Origin of the sequence: Microbacterium sp. LWO13-1.2, from assembly GCF_038397725.1 — a bacterium.
GTDB lineage: Bacteria > Actinomycetota > Actinomycetes > Actinomycetales > Microbacteriaceae > Microbacterium.
In genome coordinates this window covers 97519-122543 of the sequence record NZ_CP151634.1, presented here as the reverse complement: position 1 = coordinate 122543, position 25025 = coordinate 97519, and the positions used below count along the sequence as shown (strand labels likewise).

Here is a 25025-nt window from a genome sequence, read left to right as displayed (position 1 = left end):
CCGGACGGCTGACCCCGGGCCGCCGCCCTTGCCGGCGCGGCCCGGCGGCTCAGCCGAAGAGGTGCTCGACGATGCTCGAGGTGTAGCCGCTCGGCGCCAGGTTCGAGAAGCGGGTGTCGATGAGGATGTCGTCGCGCCAGAACAGCGTGCGTCCGTCGGTCACCGGGTACTGCGTGTTCGGCCAGGTCTTCTCGCAGCGTGTGCCGCCGTCGGGCGTGAAGCAGGTGAAGCCCTCGGTGTTCGCAAGGGCGTTGAGCATGTCGAGCGCGGGGCCGCGATTCATCGCCGAGATCGTCGTGACGAGACGGGTGGTGTCCGCACGCGGATCGGCCCAGGCGCAGATGAGCGAACCGTCATCCTGTACTCCTGTGGGTCCGAAGGCGGCGTCGTTCAGCGGCACGTCCTCGAGTTGGGCGAGCACGTCATCGGAGAGGATCGCTCGGCAATCCGTCGGCAACGCGATCCCCTTCGTCGGTGTCGGGCTTGGCGATGCAGTCGGCGACTTCGTCTCGTCAGGGGTCGGTGATTCGCTGGTGCCGGGGCTCGTTGACGCGCTCGGCGAGCCCGCGTCCGGCGACTCGGACGCGCAGCCTGCGAGAACGGTGGCGAGCAGCAGTGCGGCGGCGCCGGCGACGAGTCGTGCATTCATGGCCACACCGTATCGCTCGCGGAACCCCGGGGATAGGGGGAAACACCGCACCGCGATAGTGTCGGCGAGTGAGCACAGCTTTTTCCTCCGCCGGATCGGTCGTCGTCGTCGGCGATGCACTGATCGATGAGATCCACGACCACGCCGGAGTGCGAGAACTCGTGGGGGGAGCGGCGTTGAACGTCGCCGTCGGTCTGCGCAGACTCGGGGTGTCCACGACATTGATCGCGATGGTCGGCGATGATGAGGCCGGTGATCACATTCGCGAGTATCTTCGCGATCACGACGTGGCGCTGGTATCGAGTCCGAGCCCGCACGGATCTTCTCGGGCGATCGTGCAGCGCTCGGCGAGCGGTGAGCCGGAGTACGTCTTCAACGAGGCGGCGAAGCGGCGCAGCATCCGCTATTCCGCCGAGGCGCGGCAGGCGATCTCGGAGGCTGGGCTCGTCGCGGTCAGCTGCTTCCCGTTCGACGTTCCTGCCGAAGTGGATGCCTTTGCAGAGGCGCTGGACGGCGCACGCCTCGCGATCGATCCGAACCCCCGTGCGGGGATGCTGAGCGATCGGGACGAGTTCGTTCGCGGTTTCGAAAGCCTCGCTGCGCGGGCGGAGATCGTGAAGGTCGGAACGGACGACGCCGCGCTCCTCTACGGCGGGGATCTCGATGCGCTCCGCGCTCGTCTGAGAGGGCTGGGCGTCGGTGCGGTGCTCGCCACCGCCGGGGTGGATGGCGCGATCATCGAGGCGGATGCCGGCATCGTGGCTGCTCCGATCTCGACGCTCCCTGGACCGGTCGTCGACACGGTCGGGGCGGGGGACTCGACCCTCGCCGCGGTGGTGGCTGGGCTGGTCGGATCGGCGCCGCGCACGACGGGCGAGTGGGACGCACTGCTGCGCCGCGCCATGGACATCGCCGCCGCGACCTGCCGTGCCGAGGGCGGTTTGCTGCGCACTCCGGAGTCGCTGGCCGAGGCGGAACGCGGCGTCTACGGAAGCTGAGGCTTCGATTTCATGCGCTGGCCGATCGCCGGTATGATAATTCTTCGTGCCCCCGGTTGGCTGTTCAAGTCGGACGGGTGCGCATTGGCGAGTTACCCTAGCGGCCAAAGGGATCTGACTGTAAATCAGACGGCTCAGCCTTCGGGGGTTCGAATCCCTCACTCGCCACAGCACAGAAGAAGGGCCCCGCATCGCGGGGCCCTTCTTGCATTCTCGGTGTACGAGCGGATGCTCCGCGCTCACACCTCGGGGTCAGTACGAGGCGGTGGCGACGTTCTGCACGGCCAGCGCGACTTGGCCGACATGGTTTGCCATCGCTTCTCGGGCTTTCACGGGGGAGCCTGATGCGATCGCGTCCACGATCTGGGCGTGTTCGATGTTCGACGCCCGTTGCCGCGCTTGAGTGACGTTCAAGAACTCGGACTGGAGATCGAGCGCCTGACGAGTCGACGCGACCACCGAGATGAGTACGGGGTTCCGGCTCGCTTCCGCGATCGCCACATGCAGCTCACCGTCCAATGCCACCCAGGCCCGGAGGTCCTCTGCGGCGTCGAGTGCGGCGAGAATCCGATGCAGGTTCTCGAGCTGGGCCGGAGTGTGCCGTTCAGCCGCATAGCCGGCGGTGGGCACTTCGACATGCTGTCGGGCCTCGATGAGGTCCTGGGCGCTGAACTCGCCGAAGACGAGCTGAGACGCCGGACTCTTCTTGACGACGAAGGTGCCGCTTCCTGTGCGGGTCTCGGTGAGCCCCAGCGTCGCGCATGCGTGCAGCGCTTCGCGCACAACCGAACGACTGACTCCGAATTCGCCGGCGAGAGTCAACTCGGACGGAAGGCGGTCGCCGATCTCGTAGTCGTCGCCTCGGATCATCGCGTTGAGCGCTCTGAATGCCGCCTCAGTCGCACTGATCCTCTCAAGGCCCGGCTTCGTCGGCTCACCTGGCGCACTCATCCCACCACTATATGGCTGCCCCGAGCGGGCGGCTTCGCTGCTGATACGGAGCGGTGGACCGTACGTCGTGCTTGTGCTCGCGATCGAGCCCGCCTACACTGATCCGAACAAACCTGTCTGACAGCCAGACAGCATGCGACCGGTGGGTCGAGTGCATCCGCGATGAGGTGGATGCATTGATCTGCTCATGAATCGAAAGGCACGTCATGGCCGAGAACGAAGACGTTCTACAACTCAAGAGCCCGACATCGCGGCACGTCGACATCGGTGACGCCGGATACACCAAGGGACTCAAGCGTCGGCACATGCACATGATCGCCATCGGCGGTTCCATCGGCACGGGGCTCTTCCTGGGTGCGAGCGGCCGGATGGAACTGGCGGGGCCGTCGTTGGCAATCGTGTACATCGTCTGCGGCGCGTTCGCGTTCTTCGTCGTGCGTGCTCTCGGGGAGCTCGTCATGTACCGCCCCTCGTCGGGCGCGTTCGTCTCGTATGCCCGGGAGTTCATGGGGGAGAAGGGCGCCTACACCGTCGGGTGGTTGTACTTTCTGAACTGGTCGACGACCGTGGTCGCGGACATCACCGCCGTCGCCCTGTATGTGCATTTCTGGTCGATGTTCGTCGCGATCCCGCAGTGGGTGCTGGCGTTGATCGCCCTGGCGATCGTCGTCGCCATGAACGTCATCTCCGTGAAGGTCTTCGGCGAGATGGAGTACTGGTTCGCCCTCATCAAGGTGGGCGCGATCGTTCTGTTCGGGATCATCGGCATCTTCCTGATCGTCACGGGAACCGAGATCGACGGTCACACGCCCGGCATCGCCTTGATTGCGGACAACGGCGGGCTGTTCCCGATGGGAATCGCGCCGATGTTCATCATCGCGCTCGGGGTCGTCTTCGCATTCGGCGGGACAGAGCTGGTGGGAGTGGCCGCCGGAGAGTCGGAGAATCCTCGGGCCGTGATCCCGAAAGCCGTCAATTCCATCATGTGGCGGATCATCCTCTTCTACGCCGGCTCCGTCGTCCTGTTCACTCTGCTGATGCCCTGGACGGCCTACTCGGCGGGGGAGAGCCCGTTCGTCACCGTGATGAACGCGATCGGTATCCCTGGCGCGGGCGACATCATGAACGTCGTCGTGCTGACGGCTGCGATGTCGAGTCTCAACGCCGGCCTCTACGCGACGGGACGAACGCTGCGTTCCATGGCGATGGCGGGAACGGGACCGAAATTCGCGAGGCGATTGAACAAGGCCGGTGTCCCCTACGGAGGAATCCTCATCACCGCCTCGATCGGCGTCGCCGGGGTGATTCTGAACTTCTTCGTACCGGAACGGGCATTCGAGATCGTGCTCAACCTCGCCGGAATCGGCATCGTCGGCACCTGGATGTCGATCATGATCTGCCATTGGCTGTTCCTGCGGAAGGTCAAGCGGGGAGAAGTGGAGCGCCCGACGTTCCGCCTGCCGCTGGCCCCTGTGACGAATATCGTGACCCTCGTCTTCCTCGTCATGGTCGTGGTGCTGATGGCGATGGATGCGAGCGTCGGAAGGCTGACCCTGGCGGTCTTCGCGCTCATCGTCGTGGCACTGATCATCGGCTGGTTCGTCATCCGCGATCGGATCAACCCCGATGCGATGATCGAGCTGGGAGACGCGAGCGACCTGCCCGCCGGTGAGGAATCTCGTGAATGAGAGGCGCCTGCTCGTCGTGTACACCGGCGGCACGTTCGGCATGCGAGACCTGGGGTCCGGATTGGAGGCGACAGATGACCTCGGAGCGGAGATCGCCTCTCTTGTCGCTGGGTATGACGCGCAGCGCCGCACGAGATCTCGCTGGGCGTTCGTGAAGTCGGAGTGCGTCATCGACAGCGCAGAAGCGACCCAGCAGACGATGGTCGACTGGGCTGCCGAGATCCGGATGAAGCTCCAGTCCGCGGACTGTGAGGAGACATACACGGGTGTGCTCGTCATCCACGGCACGGATACCCTGGCCTACACGGCGGCCAGGATGGCATTCGAGCTGGCTGACCTCCGGGTACCCATCGTCTTCACGGGATCTCAGCTCCCGCTTCATCTCCCGGGCAGCGACGCGCCGTCGAACTTCGAGTTCGCACTGGATGTGCTTTCCGGCACCATCACCGGCGGTACGTGGGTGGCATTCGACCACCAGCTGCATCCGGCCGTCCGTGTGAGCAAGTACTCCAGCGAGAGCAGGTCAGGATTCGCCTCCCCGCGGGCTCTCGCGCCGGTGGTCGACTCGTCGCTGGCGCACGCGGTCGCCGATCGCTTCACAGAGGCCGAGGTCAGTGCCATTCGAAAAGTCGGCGTCCTGAGCGTGTTCCCGGGCATGGCCTCCGAACAAGTGCGGGCCGCTCTTGCGTGCTACCCCGACGGTCTGATCCTCGAATGCTATGGCGCGGGAACTGCACCGGTCAGCACCCCAGGCATCCTCGACGACTTGGGTGCGGCGATCGATGGGGGAACCACCGTGGTCGCTGTCACGCAGTGCCAGACCGGCTCCGTCGACCTCTCGCGATACGCGGTCGGGTCTGCGCTGGCCCGCGTCGGAGTCTTGAGCGGCGGCGATATGACCGTGGAAGCCGCGCTGGGCAAGCTCGGCTATCTCGCGGGCAAGTATCTGGATGCCTCGACGATGAGAAGCGCACTTGCCTCGAACTTCATCGGGGAGATGCATTCGCCTGCCGTCTCGGCGGGGCCGAGTCTCTAGGCGTCTTCGCCGCCGAACGTCGCATCCAGCGCCGCGCGGAGATCCTCGAGGAGGTCATCCGCATCCTCGAGGCCGACAGACAGTCGAAGATGGCCGTGCACCCGGAACGGTTCGGGGTAGGTGGCCACGCGTCCGCCCTCGGTGCCCGTGTGCACGATGAGCGAGTCGTCGTGCCCCAGCGAGAACCCCGAGGTGATCAGCCGCAGATTGGCGACGAACCGGTTCTGTCGATCGGCGTCGCCCTTCACCGCGAACGCGATCATCCCTCCGAAGCCGCGGCCGCCGAACTGGCGCTCGGCGAGTTCATGCTCCGGATGCGAGGGAAGGCCGGGGTAGTAGATGTACTCCACGCGCGGGTCGGCGGCGAGGAAGTGCGCGATCCGCTCGGCGGAGCGGAAGTGCTGCTGCAGGCGCAGGGGGAGCGTCACTGAGCCTCGCTGGATCTGCCACGCGTTGAACGGGGAGATGATCCCGCCGACGTCGACCATCGCATCCGCCTTGATCGGCTGGATCAGTTCGTGACGCCCCGCCACGGAACCGCCCATCGCATCGCCGTGGCCGTTGATGTACTTGGTCAGCGAATGCACGACGAGATCGGCTCCGTCGGCGAGGGGGCGGTAGAACGGCGGCGGGGTGAACGTCGAGTCGACCATCAGGATCGCGCCGGCCGCATGCGCGATGTCGGCGATCGCGCGCACGTCGGCGATCTTGGTCGTCGGGTTCGCGATCGCCTCGATGCAGACCAGCTTGGTCTCCGGACGCATCGCCGCGCGGACGGCGTCGAGGTCGCCGATGTCGACGAAGGTCGCCTCGATGCCGTAGCGACCGGGGAGGAGGTCCGTCCACAACCTCCAGGTCGCTTCGTAGGTCACATCGCTGACGACGACGTGGTCTCCGACGCGGACGTGCGTGAAGAAGACGGCATGAAGGGCGGCCACACCGGAGGCGAGAGCGACCGCATCCTCAGCGCCGTCGAGAGCGGCCAGCTTGTGCTCGAGCGCTGCCTGGTTCACGCCCGTGTTCCGCGTGTAGAGGCCCGGCGCAGTGGCCGACCAACTGATCTCGCTCGGGTCGTCAGGAAGCTCGTACGAATTGGCCATCACGAGCGGTGTGCGGAGCGCCTTGGTCGAGTCGAGTCGATTGCCGAGGTGCACCGCGGCGCTCATGTCGGACAGCGTCGACGGGTCCGTGCGGTCTGGACGTGTGCTCATGAAGTCTCCTCCGGGTGCGTCCGTGCGGCGAAAACAGTTCACCGCACAGTGGATGCCGTCCAGCTTAGTGTGCATAATAGACACAAGCAATTGCTGATACCGCACATTGGAGACGTGATGGAGCGACTTCCTCTCGACGAGGTCGATCGGCAGATCCTGTCGCAACTGGCTGACGACGCGCGAACGCCTCTCGTTGCGCTCGCGGCGCGCGTGCATCTTTCTCGCAACGCCGTGAAGCAGCGGATCGAGCGGATGGAGCGTCAGGGCACGATTGCCGGCTACACCGTCGTCCGCGGGAAAAGTGCTGCAACGGGAGTCTCGGCGATCGTGATGGTCTATCGGGCCGATCGGATGCGCGGTGGGGGCGTGATCTCCGAGATCGCCCAGATCCCCGAAGTGCGCCGGTGCGACATCCTCAGCGGGGACTTCGATCTGCTGGTGACGCTCGAGGCGGATTCCATGGATCGGATCGGCGAGGTCTGGGAGTTCATCGCCGCATTGCCCGGTGTGGCCGACACCGTGACCTCGGTCTCCCTGACGCGCGTCGTCGACCGACGTTGACGCGCGCCAGGGAAGTCCTCAGGTGTTGATGCAGATGACCTTCGGCTGGGTCATCTCGTCGTAGGCGAACCGAACGCCCTCGCGGCCCATGCTCCCGTACTTGGCGCCGCCGAACGGCATGCTGTCGATGCGGTAGTCGGAGGAGTCGTTGATCATGACGCCGCCGGCCTCGAGACGCTCTGCCACGCGAAGCGCGCGTCCGAGTTCTGACGTGAAAGCTGCCGCATGCAGTGCGTACTCGATGTCGTTCGCCTGCGCGATCGCCTCGTCTTCGGTATCGAATGCGGTCAGAGCGACGACGGGCGCGAAAGCCTCCTCGCGCCACAGTTCGCAGCTCAACGCCGCGTTCTCCACGACGGTCGGCCAGTACACCGATCCCTCGCGGCGATGACCGGTGAGGACGTTGGCCCCGGCGCTCACGGCATCGTCGACCATGCGCTCGACGCGCATCGCCGAGTCGGTTGAGATCATCGCGCCGACATCGGTGCGGGGGTCGGCGGGATCGCCGACGCGCAGCGCCGACGTCCTGGCGACGAATCGGTCGCGGAACTCCACGTAGACACTCCGCTCGACGAGGATGCGCTGCGCGCCGACGCAGTTCTGCCCGGCGGCCCAGAACGCACCGGAGACACAGGCGTCGACGGCGGCGTCGATGTCGGCATCCGCGAAGACCAGCACCGGGGCGTTGCCGCCGAGCTCCATCGCGAGCTTCTTGAGCCCTGCGCCTCGGGCGATGGCCTCGCCCGTCGCGAATCCGCCGGTGAAAGACACCATGCGTACGTCCCGGATTCCGATCAGAGCCTGCGCGAGGTGTCGGTCGCCATGGACGACAGTGACGATCTCGTCCGGCAACCCGGCGTCGATGAGCACGTCGACGAGCAGCTGGGCCGTGAGCGGCGTGAACTGCGACGGCTTGAGGATGACGGAGTTCCCCCCGGCGATGGCCGGACCGATCTTGTGGGCGACGAGGTTGAGCGCGTCGTTGTACGGCGTGATCGCCACGATGACGCCGAGCGGCTCGCGCGTGAACCACCCGCGCCGGTTCTCCGATCCCTCGTAGGCATCGAACGGGATCACCTCACCATCGGCGGCACGCGCAGCCTCTGCGGAGAGGGACATCGTCGTGATGGCTCGCTGCACTTCCTTCTTCGCCTGGGTGATCGTCTTCCCTGCCTCGCGCATGACGAGCGAGGCGGCCTCCTCGGCGCGCTCGCCGAGGAGGCGCGTGGCTCGATCGAGGATGCGGTGACGTGCGAACTTGGACAGATCGCGCGAGAGCGACGCACCGATGCGCGCGCGCTCCATGATCGCGTCCGCATCGGCCGGCGTGCTCAGCGGTACCTGTCCGAGCTGCTCGCCGGTGAACGGGTCGAATACCGACAGTCGATCGGCGGCGAGCTCGGTGGGTGCGAGCACGGCGGTCACAGCCCGGCCCCGACGAGCGCGCGCTGGTGGGCGTCGATGGCGATGATGTCGGAGAGCAGGGCGTACGCGGTCTCCCAGCGGCCCGCGCCGGGCCCGGAGACGGTGACCGTTCCGAGCAGGTCGGTGCTGAACGCGATCGCGTTGGTGGCATCCGAGATTCCGGCCAGCGGATGCTCCGGCGACAGTGCCATCGGCTCCACCGCTGCGGTCACCGTGCCTGACGCGTCGCGCGTCACCGATCCGACGAGCTTCCAGCGCTTCCCTTCGGCGGCCGCCTGCACGATGTCGGCGGCGCTGAGCGAGCTGATCCCGCGGCGCTCGACGTCTGCGGTCGTGAGGTCGGCGCCGAGCAGCTCGTTGGCGAGGATGACGACCTTCAGCTGCACATCGGATCCTTCGATGTCCGCAGTCGGATCGGCCTCGGCGTATCCGAGTTCCTGCGCCTCGGCGACCGCGGCCTGCAGAGTCATCCCGCCCTCCATCTTGCCCAGGACGTAGTTGCTGGTGCCGTTCAGGATGCCCTGGATCGCGTTGATCCTCAGGCCGCTCATGGTCTCGCGCCCGAACCGCAGCACGGGCGTGCCGCTCATCACCGATCCTTCGTACTCGAACCGGACGCCGTTCTCGTCGGCGAGGCGGTTGAGCGCGGCGCGCGCGATGGCGACCGGTCCCTTGTTGGTCGTCGTGACGCTCTTGCCGCTTTCGAGGGCCGCGCGGACGTGGGAGATCGCCGGCTCCCCGTCGACCGGGTTCGTGAAGGTGGCCTCGACGATGATGTCGGCGGATGACTGCCGGATGACGTGATCGTTGTTCGGCATCGCCGCGCCTCCCGGCATCCCCTCGAAGCTCGCGTTCGAGGGCAGGTTCAGTACGTGGTCCAGATCGATGCCGTCGGACTGCATGAGCGAACCGAATCGGAGATCGGTGATGGCGACGACGCGAAGTGTGAATCCGAGTTCATCGGCGAGCGCCTCGCCTCGATCGCGGATGATCTCGGCGAGAGCGCGATTGACGCCTCCGAAGCCGATGAGGGCGAGATCATGGTGGTTCACGGGTGCTCCTTCGTCAAAACGGGTAGGCACCCATCGTCGAATGGAGCCCTGTCAGTCCGCGCCTTCCAGAACGGCACACCGACCTGCCAGAACGGCCGTCGCGGTGTCAGAATCGCAATCCCGACGGCTGCGGCTGTCGTTTTCGGTGACCGGGGTTGCGGTGGAAGCTGACGGCATGTAGCGTCCCGCCATACCCGAATCCGTGCAAGATCGACACAACAGCGTGTCGATAACGCACACCAACGCTTGGATTGAGAGACTGCATGGCTCCTGTAGCCGGGGAGAAAGAACTCCCCAACGCCCTGCCTCACACGACCGCGACACAGGTACCGTTGCGCCGCTTGCAACGGTCGATGGACGCGCGGCACCTGATCATGATCGCCCTCGGCGGTGTGATCGGGTCGGGGCTGTTCCTCAGCTCCGGATACACGATCTCGCAGGCCGGCCCCCTCGGCGCGATCATCGCCTATCTGATCGGCGCGCTCGTCGTCTACCTGGTGATGGCCTGTCTCGGTGAACTGGCGATCGCGTATCCCGTCTCCGGTGCCTTCCACATCTACGCGGCCCGCTCGATCGGCCCCGCGACCGGATTCACCACGGCCTGGCTGTACTGGCTGTGCTGGGTCGTCGCGCTCGGCTCGGAATTCACCGCATCGGGAATCCTGATGCAGCGCTGGTTCCCCGGAGTTCCGGTGTGGCTGTGGTGCCTGATCTTCGCAGCGGTGCTGTTCCTGCTCAACGCCATCTCGGCGCGCGTCTTCGGCGAGGCCGAGTTCTGGTTCTCACTCATCAAGGTCGTCGCCATCGTCGGTCTCATCGTGCTGGGCGGCGCCGCGATCTTCGGAATCACGCCGCTGTCCGCAGAACACCCGCCGGCGATCCTGTTCAGCAACTTCGAGACACCCGACGGTCTGTTCCCCGGCGGCTTCAGCGGCGTGATCGTCACCGCGCTCGCCGTCTTCTACGCCTTCAGCGGCTCGGAGCTCATCGGCGTCGCGGCCGGTGAGACGAAGGACCCTGCCAAGAACATTCCGAAGGCCCTCCGCTCGACGGTCCTGCGCCTCGTGGTCCTGTTCGTCGGTGCGATCGCCGTCGTCGCCGCGATCCTTCCTTACGAGCAGGCCAGCGTGACCAGCAGCCCGTTCGTAGACGTCTTCGAGTACGTGGGCGTGCCGTTCGCGGCCGACATCATGAACTTCGTCATCATCACCGCACTTCTCTCCGCCGGCAACAGCGGACTCTTCTCCTGCGCGCGCATGCTGTTCTCGCTGGCGGAGGAGGGGCATGCGCCCCAGCGTCTCGCGTACCTCACCAAGCGCGGAGTTCCGATCGTCGCGCTCACCGTGAGCATCCTCATCGGACTCGTCTCCCTGCTCACGAGCGTCATCGCGCCGGGAACGGTGTATCTGGTGCTCGTCTCGATCGCGGGGTTCGCGGTCGTGGCCGTGTGGATGTCGATCGTGGCGTCGCAGTTCTTCCACCGGCGCGCTTTCGTGCGAGACGGCGGCGATATCAAGACGCTGGCGTACCGGACGCCGCTCTACCCCGCTCTGCCGATCGTGGCCTTCGCGCTTCTGTTCATCTCGATCGTGGCGATCGCGTTCGACCCGAATCAGGTCGCGGCGCTGTACTTCGGGGTGCCGTTCGTCGGAGCCTGCTACCTGTACTTCTGGTGGCGCCATGGCCGCAAGCGCCAGGCGGATGACGCCTCGGCGGCGCCGGTCGGCGCCGGAGCGGCTGAGTGACGCGACCCGCGTCAGCGGGATGGGTCGAAGTCGACACCGAGGCGATCGACCACAACATTCGCACGATCCGCGCAGAACTCGGCGACCACGTCGAGTTCTGCGCGGTGGTGAAAGCAGACGCGTACGGGCACGGTGTCGATCTCGTCGTGCCCCTCTTGATCGCGAATCGCGTCACCATGATCGGCGTGACATCGAATGACGAGGCGCGGCTCACCCGTTCGTTCGGATTCACCGGCCGTCTGCTGCGTCTCCGAACCGGGGTTCGCGAGGAGATCGACGAAGGCGTGGGGTACGGGATCGAAGAGTGGGTCGGCGGCGTCGAGCACGCGCGCGTGATCGCGAACGTGGCCCGAGAACGAGCGCGGCGGATCCGAGTTCATATCTCCCTCAACTCCACCGGTCTGAGCCGTGACGGCATCGAGGCGGGCGGTGGACTCTCCGATGAAGTCGTGCAGAGCGTCCTGCGGCATCCGGCCTTCGATGTCGTCGGAGTCTGCTCGCACTTCCCCTGCGAGGATCGTGCAGACGTTCGGCAAGGAGCAGCGAGGTTCGACCGGGAGTCTCGTGAGCTCCTAGGCCTCCTCGATCCCGCATCCTCGCCGCAGCGTCACTGCGCCACCACGTACGCTGCGCTCTACGAGCCGGGCACGCGGTTCGATCTGGTGCGCATCGGAGCCGCGCTCTACGGCGATACCGATGCGCTCGGCGGCGAGCTGCGCCCGGCCATGCGCCTCGTCTCCTCGATCGCCGCCCTCAATACCTATCCGGGCGGGAGCACCGCAGGATACGAACGCCGCCACCGCCTGCATGAGGAGGCGACACTCGCCGTCGTGCCCCTGGGATACGCCGACGGATACCACCGGAGTCTCGGCGGCCGGGCCGAGGTCCTCGTGCACGGGCGGCGAGCACCGGTGGTCGACCAGCTCGCGATGAACACATTTCTCGCCGACGTGTCGCACATCCCCGAGGTGCGTGTCGGCGACGAGGTCGTCGCCTACGGTGCGCAGGGTCGTGACACCATCACGGCTGCCGACATCGAGCGGTTCACTGGTCAGATCGCCGCCGACCTCTACACGGCCTGGGGGCGACTCCTGCCGAGAGTCCCGCGCCGGCCGCTGGATAGGATGAGCCGACCGGACGAGCTCGTAGGGGAGAGGGGAGTGCGCAGCAGATGAGTGCATCCTCTCTCACGCAAGGTCTGGCGTTGCTGGATGCCGCCATCAGGCAGGAACGATTGCGCCGCCTGGGGCACAATGCATCCCGGCTCGCGGATGCGACGGGCATCGAGCGGAGTCGCGTCTCGCGACTGACCCAAGAGCTGCGGGAACTGGAGTACCTGGAACGCAGTGAATCCGCGTTGCTCGCCGCGGGGCCGGAGTACTTCCGCACGGCAGCGACGCTGAACGCCACGTGGCTGAAGGGCTCCCGCGAGGTTCTGAGGTTTCTTGCGTCGCACCTGCGGATGACGGCCGTGATCGCGGTCGCCGACGGTCCCCGAGCGGTGCTTCTTCGGTATGAGCAGGCGATCGCAGCGGCCGACCGCTCGCTCCGGCCCGGACTCGTCGCACCCATCTGGTGCACGGGTGCCGGCCGGGCGCTGCTGTGGGATCACTCTCGAGGAGGCCTGCAGGAGCTGCTCGACGATATGCAGTTCGTCGGCGTCGGCGGGCCGGCATCCGCCCGCTCGGTCGCCGAGGTGCAATCGCGACTCGAACGCGACCGCGCCAACGGATTCATCGCCGCGAGCCAGGAGTACGTCGATGGGGTGGACGAGTTCGCTCTCCCCATTCGGCGGGGCGGGGCGGTCATCGCCTCACTCGCCCTTGCCGGTGCGCATCGAGACAAAGGCGCGTCCCGTGAGGTGCGAGCGCGCCTCGGCGAAGCCGCGCAGCAGCTGAGCGCCGCGGCCGACGGCCGCTGACGGCCGCGCGCGTCACAGCAGTGCTGCGCCGAGACGTTGCGAGAGGGCATCGGCTGCGCTCCGCACGGAAGCACCGTATTCCGGTGTTCTCACGCGCAGTGCTTCCTGCTCGCCGACGACCTGAATCGCCGCGATGACTTCGCCGCGGAAGTCCCAGACGGGCGCGGCCACGGAGTACAGTCCCGGCTCTGCTTCCTGATCGACGATCGTGTATCCGCGCTCCTGGTCCTGACGCAGGCGGTCGATGAAGTCGTCGACGGAGCCGGGAGCGTTCGGTCCTGGGCTGACGAACTCTGTGGCCGAGAACACGGCGCGGATCTCGTGATCGGTGGCATCCCAGAGGACCGCGCGCCCGGCGTCGCTGCAGAACGCCGGGTAGGCGCGCCCCCGCCACGAACCGATCATGCGGGAGTCCGCCGGGATGCTCTCCAGAATCGTCACGGTGCTGTCGCCCTGCAGGACACTCAGGAAGCACGCCTGACCGAGGTCGGCTGCGAGCGCATCCAGCGTCGTCATCCCGACGGTCTGCAGACGCTGATCGGTGAGTTCCTGGGCGGTCGCGTACCAGTTCCAGGACAGCGAGTACGCGAGGTCGGCATCGCGGACGACGAATCCGAGGTTCAAGAGGGCGGACAGAGTCCGGGAGACCTGTGAGCGGTCGCGGTCCAGTTCTCGAGAGATGCTCTGCACGGTTGCGGTGTCGCCGCGGTCCGACAGCGCGCCCACTGCGCGGACGATCTCGAAGCCTCGTCCCATGCTGCTCAGGCGCGTCTCGGTGCGGCGATCCATCGACATGGATCGAGCGTAGCCGCCGCGGCGGCTCCGATCCGGCGTGTCGACCGACGGTGCGTGACACCGAGACCCTGCATCCGCCACACTGAGTGCCATGGGATCAGCGTTGACCACCATCGGACTGCCTGTGGCACTGGGCATCATCATGCTGGGCCTCGGGCTCAGCCTCACCCTCGCCGACTTCGCGCGGGTGCTGAAGCAGCCGAAAGCGGTGATCGTCGCGCTGATCTGCCAGCTCATCCTGCTGCCGGGCATCTGCTTCGGACTCGTGCTGCTGTTCCAACTGCCGCCGGTTCTGGCGGTGGGCATGATGATGCTCGCGGCCTCGCCTGGCGGCACGACGGCGAACCTCTACAGCCACCTGTTCCGCGGTGACATCGCGCTGAACATCTCCCTGACCGCGGTGAACTCGGTGATCGCGGTGATCACCCTGCCGCTGATCACGAACTTCGCGATCGCGTACTTCCAGCCGTTCGACAACCAGCTCGGGCTGCAGTGGGCGAAGGCGCTCGAGGTCTTCGCCATCGTCCTGCTCCCGGTTGCGGTCGGAATGCTGATCCGTCGCCTGTGGCCCTCCTTCGCGGACGGCATGGACAAACCGGTGCGGATCGCCTCCGTGGTCATCCTCATCGTCGTGATCGCCGGTGCCGTGGCATCGAACTGGGCGCTGCTCGTCGCGAATTTCACGCAGCTGGCGCTCATCACGGTGCTCTTCTGCCTGATCAGCCTGTCGATCGGGTTCTTCGTCCCGCGTTGGCTGAAGGTCGGCAGACGCCAGGCCGTGGCCACATCGTTCGAGATCGGCATCCACAACGCCACGCTCGCGATCGTCATCGCCCAATCCGTGCTCGGGTCGGTCGAGCTGAGTCTTCCCGCCGCGGTCTACGGCGTGCTCATGTTCTTCATCGCCTTCGGGTTCGGCTTCCTCATCCGCGATCGCTCGACTGCCGCCGTTGACGCCGCGGCGACGTCGAGGTGACCGGGTTCCTAGACTGGAGCGATGCGAGCGCTCACCGAAGCCGACGTCCGTGCGTCGTTCGTCAATGCGGATGCCGATGAATTGCGCGTCATGGCGATGCCGCACGACTTCATGCTCGTCGACTGGGACTATCTCGACTTCTTCGCGTGGCGTGATCCGGCCGCCGGCCGCCGCGGCTACGTGCTGATCGAGCACGAGGGGCGTGTCGTCGGTGTGGTGCTGCGCGCCTCCGATCCCGGGCGCGGGCGCTCCGGCATGTGCAATATCTGTCACACGATGCAGCCGGGCAACCAGGTGGCGCTGTTCTCCGCCGGCCGCGCCGGCGATGCGGGCGCACGCGGCGACTCCGTCGGCACCTATCTCTGCGCCGACCTGTCCTGCCACGAGAGTGTTCGGCTTGCGCATCCGCTCGCTCCGAACGAGATCAGGGCGGCGGGTCAGGTCGACATCCGCCTCGACGGCACCCGACGCCGGATGGAGGCGTTCATCTCCCGCGTGCTGGAGCAGGAGTGAGCGCGGTTACGCTGGAGGCATCCGTCCTGTGCTCGAAGGAGACGCCATGAGCGATGCCATCCTGTTCTCGGTGACCGATGGGATGGCGCGACTGACGCTGAACCGTCCGTCCCGGCTCAACGCGTTCAACGCGGATCTCGCACATGCCTGGCGCGACGTCACCGCCGAGGCGACATCGAGAACGGACGTCAAGGCGATCCTGCTCGACGCCGCCGGTCCCGCGTTCTGCGCGGGTGGCGACGTCATCGACATGGCGACCTCGATGGGCTCCGGCGCCGACATCACCGCGCTCGCGGAGGTGATCAACGCCGGAATCCGTTCGCTCACCGAATCGACGATCCCGGTCGTCGCGGCGGCACACGGCACGACCGCGGGTGGCGGACTCGGGATCCTGCTCTGCAGCGACTACGCCGTTGTCGGCTCGCGCTCCCGCCTCGGCAGTCTGTACGCGAACATCGGCCTGACGCCCGACCTCTCGGTCTCCGCGCAGCTCGCGAGGGCCGTTGGCGAGCGCCGTGCACTCCAGCTCGTGCTGCAGGACCGGCTCCTCACCGCCGACGAGGCGCAGCAGTGGGGTCTGATCGCCGAGGTCATCACGGGTATGGATGCCGCGGCAGAGGCCGAGCAGGTGCGTGCGCGCGCTGAGGAGATCGCCCGATTCTGGCTGGCCGGCGCGGCCGACGCCTACGGGCAGGCGAAGTGGCTCGTGCGCTCGCAGCCGCAGCGGTCCTTCGCCGAGCAGTTGAGCGAGGAAGCCCGATCGATCGGGGCCTTCATGGAGACCGCCGACGCGCAGGCGCGGATCACCGCCTTCGCGGCAGCGTCGGCCAAGGCCCGCTGAGCCGGCAGGGCTGATCCGGCCGCAGGAGAACTTTCCACAGGCGGGACGGCGACCTCGGTTCCGCGGCCCGTGCGTGCGAGGATGAAGGCACCGCCGCTCAACGAGAGGATCGCCATGTCCCAGTCGGATACCGCGAAGGCCGAGAAGAAGAACACGTCCCTGCTCATCAGGGGCGCCATCTGGATCGCGATCGGCGCGTTGATCGCTGCGGCCATCGTCTGCGTCATCTGGGTGCTGATCGGAGATCAGGACGGTCTGATCGGCCGCGCATTCCTGACGATCCTCCTGCTCGCCGGCTTCGCCGGGATCGCGATTCTCGAGGCAGGACTCGCGCCGAACCGTCCGGACTGGCTGGCGCTGTCCAGCATGGTCACGTGGATCGTCGCGCTTCTCGTCGGCGCCGTGAAGATCTGGCTCCCCGAAGACGGCGACGACTTCGGGGGAGCGGAGCGGTTCTTCCAGTTGCTGCTGGTGGTCGGCATCCTGCAGCTGGCACTGCTGCACGTGCGCATCTTCACGCCTGCCGCGCAGCGCCACGTGACGACTTTCACCCGCGTGATCTACATCCTGACGGTCGTCTTCCTCACGGCTCTGGTCGGCATGCTCGTCTTCTTCCTCACCTTCCCGCACTCGTTCGACTACGTCGAGCTGTACTGGCGCATCGTCGTCGCGCTCACGATCCTGGCGGCCGTGGGCACCACGCTCATTCCGCTGCTCAATGCACTGTTCGCGCCGAAGAAGCGCCAGGCGTTCGCTGCGGCCGCTCCTGCTCAGGCACCGGCGTGGCCGACCTATGCAGACGGCATCACCCCGCTTCCCGTTCTCGCTGACGGCCAGCCCGACTGGAACGCGTACTACACCGGCTACCCGACCGCTCAGCAGCCGCAGCAGCAGCAGCCGTTCGCCCTCGCGTCGGCCGAGCAGTTCCCCGTCGTGCCGTCAGCGGCGCCGAGTGTCCCGGCCCCGTCGGTGCCCGAGGTGCCGGCAGCCCCCGAGGTGGCGGCAGCTCCCGAGGTTCCGCCAGTACCGCCGGTGCCTCCCACTCCGCCAGTGCCCCCGGCTCCGGCGGCTCCCGGCGATCACATGGCGTTTCCGCCTCCTCCGCCCTCGGCTCCGCAGGTTCCCCAGGCTCCGCAGTGAGCCTGGAACGCGACCTCGGCGAGCTCGCCGCCGACATCGCCCGCGAGGCCGGCGGACTCGCGCGGCGCCGTCGCCAGGAGGGCGTGCATCTCGCGGCGACGAAGTCGACGCTGGCCGACATCGTCACCGACGCCGATCGTGAGGTCGAAGCGCTGATCCGCGCCCGGCTGCGCGCCGAGCGCCCGGGCGATGGCTTCCTCGGCGAAGAATCCGGGGCAGAGGCCGGCGACACGGACATCACGTGGGTCGTCGATCCGATCGACGGAACGGTGAACTACGCGTACGGCATTCCCGCGTACAACGTGAGCATCGCCGCCGTCCGCGGCAGCGCGGATCCTGACGTGTGGGAGGCGCTCGCCGGAGCGGTGTTCGCACCGGTGCACGATGAGCTCTTCACGGCTGTGCGCGGTCACGGCGCCTGGTTGGGCTCGACACGTCTCGCGGTCACGACCGATTCGGCGGCAGCCGGCGCGCTGCTCGGCACGGGGTTCGGCTACGACCCGGCGACGCACGAAGGAGATCTGGCGACGGTACGCAGCGTCATGCCCATGGCGCGCGACCTCCGGCGCATGGGGGCTGCCGCGCTCGATCTCGCCTACGTGGCCGCCGGTCGACTCGACGGATACTTCGAGCGAGGGCTGGCGCCCTGGGACATCGCCGCAGGCGCCCTGCTCGTCACCGAGGCGGGCGGGAAGTTCTCCCGGATCGACGCCGACTCGTCGCGGCCGATGGTGATCGCCGGCGGCGTTGATGTGCACGACCGCCTGCTGGCCCTGATCGGCGACCCGTCTTCGCAGGCGAAAAGGTGACGAACTCATGGCATTCTCAGGCGGAGCAGGATAGTGTTTATGCGATCGTTACTTTCATCCGCCCGAACGGGTGAGAGTTGAGTAAGCGCCCCCGAGCTTGACGCACGACCCGAGAGAATCCGCTTTGCCCTTCGAAACTCCCCAGGCTGCCCCTGCGCCCACGCGCCGTTCCAGCCGACTCCGCAACGAGGCCGTCGAGGCCCCCGCGGTGGGAACGACGGCAGCCGCCTTCGCCGCGCCGAACAGTCTTCCCGCCATGACAGCGCCGTCGGCACCCGTTCTGACCTCGCGTCGCGCAGCGCGGCAGCAGGTGAGCGTTCCGAGCGTCGACGCGTCCAGCACCCCGCTTCTCGCACCCGCTGCTCCGGTCGAGTCGCCCGCCGAATCTCCCGCCGCCGAGACGATGTCCGACGAAGGCGTCGACGTCTTCGCGCAGGCGACTCGCGCATTCCGTATCGGTGAGCAGACGGCGGATGCCGCGGCATCCGTCCCTCGTGCCACCGAAGACAAGCTCGCAGAGCCGACGATCCCCCACGTCGCGCCCCGCCGTTCGTACTCGGTCCGTCGTTTCGTGACGATCGGCGCGACCGTCGGCGTGATGAGCCTCGCCGGTCTCCTCGCCGTCTCGATGACACTTCCGACCGAGGCCGTCGCCGCCGCTCAGGCTCCGCAGGCCGCGGCCGTGACGTCGCTCGTCACCGCCTCCAAGACCGCGAAGGACGACGCCCCCGAGGGTGAGATCCAGGCGTACGTCGCTTCGTCCGACGTGCAGAACGAATCGCTCGAGCGCGCAGAGGACTTCTCGACGGTGTCGTATCTCGACATCGCTGCCGAGCAGGGCATCCGGTACTCCGGCGAGGTTTACACGAACGATCCGGATGCCGCGATCCAGTGGCCCTTCCTGGTCGGCGTCGGCATGACCTACGGCTACGGCATGCGCGATGGCCGACTGCACGCCGGTATCGACTTCGTGCCCGGCAACGGCGCTCCGATCCAGGCGATCGCCGACGGCACGGTGCGCACCGCGACCGAGCAGGGCGGCGGCTATGGAGTCACCGTCTACATCGACCACATCATCGATGGCGCCGTCATCACCAGCCACTACGCGCACATGCAGTACGGCTCGCTCCGCGTGAAGGCCGGCGACACCGTGAAGGTCGGCGACATCGTCGGTCTCACCGGCGATACCGGCAACTCCTACGGCGCGCACTTGCACTTCGAACTCATCGTCAACGGGTCGACCATCGACCCGATGCCGTGGATGAAGGAGAACGCGGGTCGATCCTCGTATTGACCGCCTCGGTTTCATGAGAACGCCGCAGTGATGGTAGTCTCGTGTGGTTGCCCCGCGAGGGCAGCACGCTCCGATAGCTCAGTGGTAGAGCACTTCCTTGGTAAGGAAGAGGTCGTCAGTTCAATCCTGACTCGGGGCTCGCAAAGCATCGTCTCACGTGATGGATGCCTCGCGGCAGGGTAGCTCAGCTGGTTAGAGCGCACGACTCATAATCGTGAGGTCGCGGGTTCAAGCCCCGCTCCTGCTACAGATCGAAACCCCCGGAATTCCGGGGGTTTTCGTCGTTTCCAGGCGTCTTGACTGTCGACCGGATCGGCTGTGCGACGATCCGAAGCGCTGGCTCAGTTGTCGTTCATGGCCTCGTTGCGGAAACCCAGCTGGTGGCTGATCATCTCGGTGGTCGTGAGCAGCGTCGGCAGATGCTCGCGCAGTTCATCAAGGTTGGTGCGGCTCCGGAATGCGGTCACGGACACGGCCCCCGCCACGTCGCCGGCGTGGTCGCGCACCGGAGACGCGATGCAGTTCGACAGATCGTCGTATTCCCCATCGTCGAACGCCCAGCCGCGCTCCTGGACCCGAGTCAGTTCGCGTTCATAGCTCTCTCGATCTGTGAACGACCGCTCGGTGTAGGCGGGGAAGGTCGCACGGTTGAGTACTGTGCGTCGGAGCTCGCTCGGCAGGTGGGCCAGGATGGCCTTCGCCACTCCGGCCGTGCTGATCACGACCTCTCCGCCGATCTCGGTGTTCAGCACGATCGAGTCGCGCGGCTCGATCTTGTCGACATAGCGGATGCGGTCGCCGTCGAGTACGGCGAACTGCACGGTGAGATGGAGTTCGTCGCTGAGCGCCTTCAGATGAGGATGCGCGATGCCGCGCAGATCGAAGTGCATCATGGCTGACTTCGCGAGTGCGGCGAGTCGGAAGCCGGTACCGAAGACTCCCGGCACGGTCTGTCGTACCAGACCTGCATCCTGCAAAGTGAGCAACGTGCGCAACACGGTGGTTCGATGCACTCCCAGAACGTCAGCGATCTCGCTCGCGCTCCTGGGCTCGGCACTGCACAGCTCGAGGATGGTGATCGCGCGCGAGACGGTGGAGCTCATGTATCGATCATGCCGCTTCCGTGCGGCAGATGAGCCGGCGTTGTCACTCCGACACGCAGGAGCGCATTCGCGAAGCGCCGCGTGTCGCCGGTGACGATGCAGAGCGCCATGTCTTCAGATCGGGTGAGGGCTTTGAACTCCTCGCGCGAGACCGAATCGTGAACCGGTGATCCGGCTGCGGCAGCTGCCTGGCGCGCGACCCTGCCCAGTTCCTCGTCGGGCGCCGTCATCGTCGTCACCGCCTCGAGCTGAATCGTCGCTGAGATCAGGGCCGCGACATCGGGTACGAGCGGAGCGCCAGGTGCAAGCGCCAGGTGCACGACCACCGCCTTCTGGCTCACTGCCGTCGACGCCGCGAAGTGCGCGTCGGCGACGAGCACGAGCGAGCCGTGCCCTGCGCGGGCGAGGGCGTGCAGTACGTCCGGGTGCGTGATCGGTGCGCGCAGCATCAACTGAAGTACTGTCCGCCGTTGACATCGAGCACCACGCCTGTGGTGAAGGATGCGCCAGGAGAGACGAGCCACGCCACCGCGGACGCGATGTCAGCAGGTCTTCCGGCTCGGCCGACAGGAATCCCGCTGATCGTCTTGGCCTTCGAGTCCGCAGCGGTGAACGTGTCGTGAAACGGGGTCGCCTCGATGAATCCAGGGGCCACGGCGTTCACCGTGATCCCGGATGCGGCGATCTCGGCCGCGAGTCCGCGAGTGAAGCCGAACAACGCGGCTTTCGCCGTCGCGTAGGCCGTCGCTCCTGCGTGGCCCCCGGTACGACCGGCCAGCGAGGCGACCGTCACGATGCGGCCTCCTCGTCCCATGAGCGGGAGCATGCGGCGCGTCACGAGGAAGACCGAGTCGACGTTCAACGCCTGCACACTGCGGAAGAGGGAGTATGACATCTCCGCGATCGTGGATCGCTGGAGGAGCCCGCCGGCATTGTGGACAAGGATGTCGAGCCTGCCCAGCTCGGCGATCGTGTCGCCAAGCTGCTGGACCTCGTCTTCGGAGGTTAGATCGACGCGGACGGCGGTCGCTTCCAGACCATCCGGGGTACGCAACCGTGCGAGCGCGGCCTCGTCCGGCTCATGCGACTGGTAGGTGACGATGACCCGGGCGCCGCGACCGGCGAGTTCCTCGGCGATGCCGGCACCGATGCCGACACCGCCTCCGGTGATCAGCGCCGTTCGACCGTGCAGGTCCAATGCATCCGTTCGGTTGTCGTCGTGGGTCAGGGCGTCAGTCATTGTCATGCCTCCGTGTCAGTGCGGGTCGGATCGATCTCGGTCTTGTTCAGTGCCAGGCTCGTGTCTCCCTCAGGGCGACGGCCGGCGAAGCGCCATGTTGCGAAGGCGGTGATGGCCAGGGCGCTGGCCAGCAGCAGGATCCCTGCCTGAGTGGAGCCGGTCAGGTCGGTGAGCCAACCGACGGCGACAGGCGAGATGAATCCGCCGACGTTCCCCACCGCACCCACGAGTCCGATGCCCGCGGCCGCCGCGGCGCCGGAGAAGAGGCTGGCCGACATCGAGAGCATCGGAGCGATGGCCGTATAGATGCCGATGGCGGCGAGCGAGAGCGAGGCCATCGCGATCACTGGGGAGACGGTGAGGGTGAACCCTGCACCGAGCAGACCGATCGCTGCGACGCTGAGGCTGACAGCGACGTGCCACGCGCGCTTGCCGGTGCGGTCAGCGCGGCGGCTCCACCACAGTACGAAACATGCTCCTACCGCGTAGGGAATCGCGACGACGAGACTGCGCTGGAAAGGCTCGAAGTCGCCCATCTCGCCGACGATCGAGGGCAACCAGAACGCGAGGCCGTAGATACCGAGGACCATTCCCAGGTTGAGGAACGCATAGGCCCAGGCGCGGCCGTCTTTCAACGCGGCGAGGAAGTTGTGGTTCTTCGACGTGACCCTCGTGTTGTCGTCGGTGATCGCTGTTTCGAGCGCGACCCGCTCGTCGGGGGCCAGCCAGCGTGCGGCCGAGGGGCGGTCGGTGAGCAGGAACGGCACGACAAGGCCGAACAGCACCGCGGGTGCTCCCTCGATCAGGTACATCCACTGCCAGCCATGCAGTCCGGCCACGCCGTCGAGTTCGAGCAGTGCACCGCTGAGCGGCGCGCCGATCATGTTGGCGATGGGCTGCGCGAGCACGAACACGCCGAGCACAGCCGCACGTTCGCGCACCGGGAACCAGAGCGTGAAGTAGAAGACGACGGCCGGGAAGAACCCGGCCTCGGCGATGCCGAGCAGGAAGCGGATCACCGCGAAGGACGTGTCGTCGACGACGAATGCCGTGCCCATGGCGAGCAGGCCCCAGGGGATGAGGATGCGGGCGATCCAACGGCGTGCGCCGAAGCGGTGCATGCCGGCGTTGCTCGGGATCTCGAAGAGGGTGTACCCGATGAAGAAGAGCCCGGCGCCCAGGCCGAACGCTGAAGCCGTCAGGTCGAGCTCGGCGCTCATCGACTCGCGAGCGAAGCCGACGTTGTTGCGGTCGAGATATGCGATGAAGTACAGCACGCAGATGAGCGGAAGGATCCGCCAGCGGGCTTTGCGGATGGCGCTCTGAAGAGCGGTCGGTGGTGTGGACGTGATGGTCGACATGAGACTCCCTTGGCGCAGTGTCGATGCGTGGTCGAGCGTTGATGCCCGATCGAACGACCATACATCTATTGCACCGTCAGTGCAATAGATGCACCGACTGGCAGAAAGGTTGGCCGCTAGACTGCAACACCTGACTCATGATCGTGAGGTCGCCGGTTCAAGCCGCGCTCCCGCTACAGCTCAAGACTCCCCGCGGATTCCGGGGGTTTTCGTCATATCCGGGTCTTCCTCGAACACCCTGGATAGCCACACCCGAAGGAACGCGATGACCGCCAGCCGCCGACTGGTCCAGCACCTCGAAGCCGATCGCCCGGTCGTGCTCGATGGTGCCCTCGCGACGGAACTCGAGCGTCGCGGGTGCGATCTCAACGACTCGCTCTGGTCAGCGAAGGCGCTCCTCGAACAGCCCGAGATCATCGAGGCCGTGCACCGGGACTATTTCGCTGCCGGCGCTCATATCGCCACGACGGCGAGCTACCAGGCGACTCCCGCAGGGTTCTCCGCCCGCGGGATCGATGAGGATGCTGCGCTCGACCTCGTCGCCCGCAGCGTCCGGCTCGCGGCATCCGCTCGTGCCGCGGAATCCGCCTCCGATTCAGCATCCGCCCTGCACGTCATCGCCGGCGCTGTCGGCCCGTATGGGGCGTTCCTCTCCGACGGTTCCGAGTACACCGGTGAATACGACCTGTCGCGCGAGGAGCTCCTCGCCTTCCACCGGCCTCGCGTGGCTGCGCTCGTGGCAGCCGGCGCCGACATCCTGGCCTTCGAGACCCTGCCCAAACTCACGGAGGCGCTCGCTCTCGCCGAGCTTTCCGATGAGTTGGGCACGCCCGCGTGGTACGCCTTCTCATTGCGCGACGCCCGGCACATCAGCGACGGCACTCCGCTGGCCGATGCCGCCCGGGCGCTCGAAGGCCGGGCGGGTGTGATCGCAATCGGGGTGAACTGCGTTCCGATCGATCTCGTCTCGCCGGCGCTCGACGAGTTGGCGGCGCACACCAGCGCGCCTCTTGTCGCGTATCCGAACTCGGGCGAGGCCTATGACCCGATCACGAAGACGTGGGGCCCCGGCGAGAAGAGCACAGCGACTCTGGCTGACATGGCTCCGGACTGGCGCGCACGCGGTGCACGTCTCATCGGCGGCTGCTGCCGCACGACCCCGGCCGACATCGCCGACCTCGCCACTGCGCTCCGTGGTTGATCCGCTGAACTTATAGCTGCTGCGCGATGCAGAGGAAGTTGCCCTCCGTGTCCCGGAACCAGGCCGCCTTGGAATCGTCCATCGTGGCGACACCGTTCTCGGTCTTCATGCCAGGGATGTCATAGTCCTCGAAGACGACGCCGCGTTCGCGCAGGCGAGCCATCTCCGCGTCGAGGTCGTCTGTCAACCAGACCATCTGGGTGTTCTTCGCGGTGCCGGCGTTGCTCGTCTCGTAGATCTCAAAGGCTGATCCTTCGGATGCGTGATACATGAGCATGCCGTCACGGATCTCATCGGGGTCGAGTTCGAGTTTGTCGTGATAGAAGGTCCGTGCGCGTTGCAGGTCTGCAGCAGGGAGGACGGTGTGGAGTTCCTTAAGCATTGTGGCTCCTCCTTTGGAGCGCGTGAAAGGGAGATGAAACGGGTGGGACTACCGTTCACCTGAGCTGCTCGCGCGACCGGTGGCCGGTATCCTCGTCCGCCGAACGGCGGGAGACGCATCAGCGGGCGGTGGC

General features: G+C 66.6%; 25 protein-coding genes and 3 tRNA genes. 17 read left to right on the top strand and 11 right to left on the bottom strand.

Annotated features, from left to right (window positions below):
- Positions 1-49: 49 nt before the first annotated feature.
- On the bottom strand, positions 50-649 hold the full coding sequence (locus MRBLWO13_RS00595; protein ID WP_341975815.1) for a hypothetical protein: 600 nt from the start codon (positions 647-649) through the stop codon (positions 50-52).
- 68 nt (positions 650-717) lie between these two features.
- On the opposite strand from MRBLWO13_RS00595, the gene MRBLWO13_RS00590 reads away from it, so the two are divergent.
- Positions 718-1647 (top strand): PfkB family carbohydrate kinase, encoded by a 930-nt coding sequence (locus MRBLWO13_RS00590; protein WP_341975814.1) that lies wholly within the window; start codon positions 718-720, stop codon positions 1645-1647.
- Between the two features lie 86 nt (positions 1648-1733).
- Positions 1734-1815, top strand: a tRNA-Tyr gene (locus MRBLWO13_RS00585).
- A gap of 84 nt (positions 1816-1899) precedes the next feature.
- On the opposite strand, the gene MRBLWO13_RS00580 is transcribed toward MRBLWO13_RS00585, so the two are convergent.
- Entirely contained in the window at positions 1900-2598 is a 699-nt protein-coding gene (locus tag MRBLWO13_RS00580) for a FadR/GntR family transcriptional regulator (protein WP_341975813.1), read from the bottom strand.
- 206 nt (positions 2599-2804) lie between these two features.
- On the opposite strand from MRBLWO13_RS00580, the gene MRBLWO13_RS00575 reads away from it, so the two are divergent.
- Entirely contained in the window at positions 2805-4286 is a 1482-nt protein-coding gene (locus MRBLWO13_RS00575) for an amino acid permease (protein WP_341975812.1), read from the top strand.
- The gene (locus MRBLWO13_RS00570; protein ID WP_341975811.1) at positions 4279-5322 is read left to right on the top strand and encodes an asparaginase; all 1044 of its coding nucleotides are present in this window, start codon (positions 4279-4281) and stop codon (positions 5320-5322) included. The genes MRBLWO13_RS00575 and MRBLWO13_RS00570 overlap by 8 nt, the downstream gene beginning before the upstream one ends.
- Here MRBLWO13_RS00570 and MRBLWO13_RS00565 read toward each other — a convergent pair.
- Positions 5319-6533 (bottom strand): aminotransferase class I/II-fold pyridoxal phosphate-dependent enzyme, encoded by a 1215-nt coding sequence (locus tag MRBLWO13_RS00565; protein ID WP_341975810.1) that lies wholly within the window; start codon positions 6531-6533, stop codon positions 5319-5321. The two genes, MRBLWO13_RS00570 and MRBLWO13_RS00565, sit on opposite strands and share 4 nt — an antisense overlap.
- A gap of 48 nt (positions 6534-6581) precedes the next feature.
- On the opposite strand from MRBLWO13_RS00565, the gene MRBLWO13_RS00560 reads away from it, so the two are divergent.
- On the top strand, positions 6582-7094 hold the full coding sequence (locus MRBLWO13_RS00560) for an Lrp/AsnC family transcriptional regulator (RefSeq protein ID WP_341975809.1): 513 nt from the start codon (positions 6582-6584) through the stop codon (positions 7092-7094).
- Positions 7095-7112: 18 nt separating this feature from the next.
- Here MRBLWO13_RS00560 and MRBLWO13_RS00555 read toward each other — a convergent pair whose 3' ends face one another.
- Together MRBLWO13_RS00555 and MRBLWO13_RS00550 are read right to left on the bottom strand one after the other, a co-directional pair.
- Positions 7113-8519 (bottom strand): aldehyde dehydrogenase family protein, encoded by a 1407-nt coding sequence (locus MRBLWO13_RS00555; protein ID WP_341975807.1) that lies wholly within the window; start codon positions 8517-8519, stop codon positions 7113-7115.
- Entirely contained in the window at positions 8516-9571 is a 1056-nt protein-coding gene (locus tag MRBLWO13_RS00550; protein ID WP_341975806.1) for a homoserine dehydrogenase, read from the bottom strand. Before MRBLWO13_RS00550 ends, MRBLWO13_RS00555 begins: the two co-directional genes overlap by 4 nt.
- 353 nt (positions 9572-9924) lie before the next feature.
- Here MRBLWO13_RS00550 and MRBLWO13_RS00545 point away from each other — a divergent pair, with 353 nt between their 5' ends.
- From MRBLWO13_RS00545 to MRBLWO13_RS00535, 3 genes are read left to right on the top strand one after another with little or no spacing between them, the layout of a single operon-like run.
- Positions 9925-11316 (top strand): amino acid permease, encoded by a 1392-nt coding sequence (locus tag MRBLWO13_RS00545; RefSeq protein WP_341975805.1) that lies wholly within the window; start codon positions 9925-9927, stop codon positions 11314-11316.
- Positions 11313-12491 carry an alanine racemase gene (gene alr, locus MRBLWO13_RS00540; protein ID WP_341975804.1) on the top strand — a complete coding sequence of 393 codons (1179 nt, stop codon included), beginning with the start codon at positions 11313-11315 and terminating at the stop codon, positions 12489-12491. The genes MRBLWO13_RS00545 and alr overlap by 4 nt, the downstream gene beginning before the upstream one ends.
- On the top strand, positions 12488-13237 hold the full coding sequence (locus MRBLWO13_RS00535) for an IclR family transcriptional regulator C-terminal domain-containing protein (protein WP_341975803.1): 750 nt from the start codon (positions 12488-12490) through the stop codon (positions 13235-13237). The genes alr and MRBLWO13_RS00535 overlap by 4 nt, the downstream gene beginning before the upstream one ends.
- Before the next feature lie 12 nt (positions 13238-13249).
- On the opposite strand, the gene MRBLWO13_RS00530 is transcribed toward MRBLWO13_RS00535, so the two are convergent.
- Positions 13250-14032, bottom strand: coding sequence for an IclR family transcriptional regulator (locus tag MRBLWO13_RS00530; RefSeq protein WP_341975802.1), 783 nt, complete (start codon positions 14030-14032; stop codon positions 13250-13252).
- 91 nt (positions 14033-14123) lie between these two features.
- Here MRBLWO13_RS00530 and MRBLWO13_RS00525 point away from each other — a divergent pair, with 91 nt between their 5' ends.
- From MRBLWO13_RS00525 to MRBLWO13_RS00490, 8 genes are all read left to right on the top strand, one after another.
- Positions 14124-15008: a bile acid:sodium symporter family protein gene (locus MRBLWO13_RS00525; protein WP_341975801.1), complete on the top strand. Its 885-nt coding sequence runs from the start codon at positions 14124-14126 to the stop codon at positions 15006-15008.
- Between the two features lie 21 nt (positions 15009-15029).
- Positions 15030-15521: an FBP domain-containing protein gene (locus MRBLWO13_RS00520; RefSeq protein ID WP_341975800.1), complete on the top strand. Its 492-nt coding sequence runs from the start codon at positions 15030-15032 to the stop codon at positions 15519-15521.
- Between the two features lie 46 nt (positions 15522-15567).
- Positions 15568-16362: an enoyl-CoA hydratase/isomerase family protein gene (locus MRBLWO13_RS00515; protein ID WP_341975799.1), complete on the top strand. Its 795-nt coding sequence runs from the start codon at positions 15568-15570 to the stop codon at positions 16360-16362.
- Positions 16363-16476: 114 nt separating this feature from the next.
- On the top strand, positions 16477-17502 hold the full coding sequence (locus tag MRBLWO13_RS00510) for a hypothetical protein (RefSeq protein ID WP_341975798.1): 1026 nt from the start codon (positions 16477-16479) through the stop codon (positions 17500-17502).
- Positions 17499-18311, top strand: a complete 813-nt coding sequence (locus tag MRBLWO13_RS00505) for an inositol monophosphatase family protein (RefSeq protein ID WP_341975797.1) — start codon at positions 17499-17501, stop codon at positions 18309-18311. The genes MRBLWO13_RS00510 and MRBLWO13_RS00505 overlap by 4 nt, the downstream gene beginning before the upstream one ends.
- Before the next feature lie 124 nt (positions 18312-18435).
- Positions 18436-19605, top strand: a complete 1170-nt coding sequence (locus tag MRBLWO13_RS00500; protein ID WP_341975796.1) for a peptidoglycan DD-metalloendopeptidase family protein — start codon at positions 18436-18438, stop codon at positions 19603-19605.
- Positions 19606-19672: 67 nt separating this feature from the next.
- Positions 19673-19744 (top strand) — tRNA-Thr (locus MRBLWO13_RS00495).
- Positions 19745-19778: 34 nt separating this feature from the next.
- Positions 19779-19852: transfer RNA gene (locus MRBLWO13_RS00490), tRNA-Met, on the top strand.
- A 94-nt stretch (positions 19853-19946) separates the two neighbouring features.
- Here the strand turns inward: MRBLWO13_RS00490 and MRBLWO13_RS00485 are convergent.
- The 4 genes from MRBLWO13_RS00485 to MRBLWO13_RS00470 are packed head-to-tail and all read right to left on the bottom strand — an operon-like array spanning position 19947 to position 23309.
- Positions 19947-20708, bottom strand: a complete 762-nt coding sequence (locus MRBLWO13_RS00485; RefSeq protein WP_341975795.1) for an IclR family transcriptional regulator — start codon at positions 20706-20708, stop codon at positions 19947-19949.
- The gene (locus MRBLWO13_RS00480; protein WP_341978516.1) at positions 20705-21157 is read right to left on the bottom strand and encodes an RbsD/FucU domain-containing protein; all 453 of its coding nucleotides are present in this window, start codon (positions 21155-21157) and stop codon (positions 20705-20707) included. The genes MRBLWO13_RS00485 and MRBLWO13_RS00480 overlap by 4 nt, the downstream gene beginning before the upstream one ends.
- On the bottom strand, positions 21157-21948 hold the full coding sequence (locus tag MRBLWO13_RS00475) for an SDR family oxidoreductase (protein ID WP_341975794.1): 792 nt from the start codon (positions 21946-21948) through the stop codon (positions 21157-21159). Before MRBLWO13_RS00475 ends, MRBLWO13_RS00480 begins: the two co-directional genes overlap by 1 nt.
- Before the next feature lie 2 nt (positions 21949-21950).
- A complete protein-coding gene (locus tag MRBLWO13_RS00470; protein ID WP_341975793.1) occupies positions 21951-23309 on the bottom strand; it encodes an MFS transporter in 1359 nt (452 codons plus the stop codon).
- A gap of 265 nt (positions 23310-23574) precedes the next feature.
- On the opposite strand from MRBLWO13_RS00470, the gene mmuM reads away from it, so the two are divergent.
- Entirely contained in the window at positions 23575-24510 is a 936-nt protein-coding gene (gene mmuM, locus MRBLWO13_RS00465) for a homocysteine S-methyltransferase (RefSeq protein WP_341975792.1), read from the top strand.
- Between the two features lie 10 nt (positions 24511-24520).
- On the opposite strand, the gene MRBLWO13_RS00460 is transcribed toward mmuM, so the two are convergent.
- Positions 24521-24892 carry a VOC family protein gene (locus MRBLWO13_RS00460; RefSeq protein ID WP_341975791.1) on the bottom strand — a complete coding sequence of 124 codons (372 nt, stop codon included), beginning with the start codon at positions 24890-24892 and terminating at the stop codon, positions 24521-24523.
- Between the last annotated feature and the right edge of the window lie 133 nt (positions 24893-25025).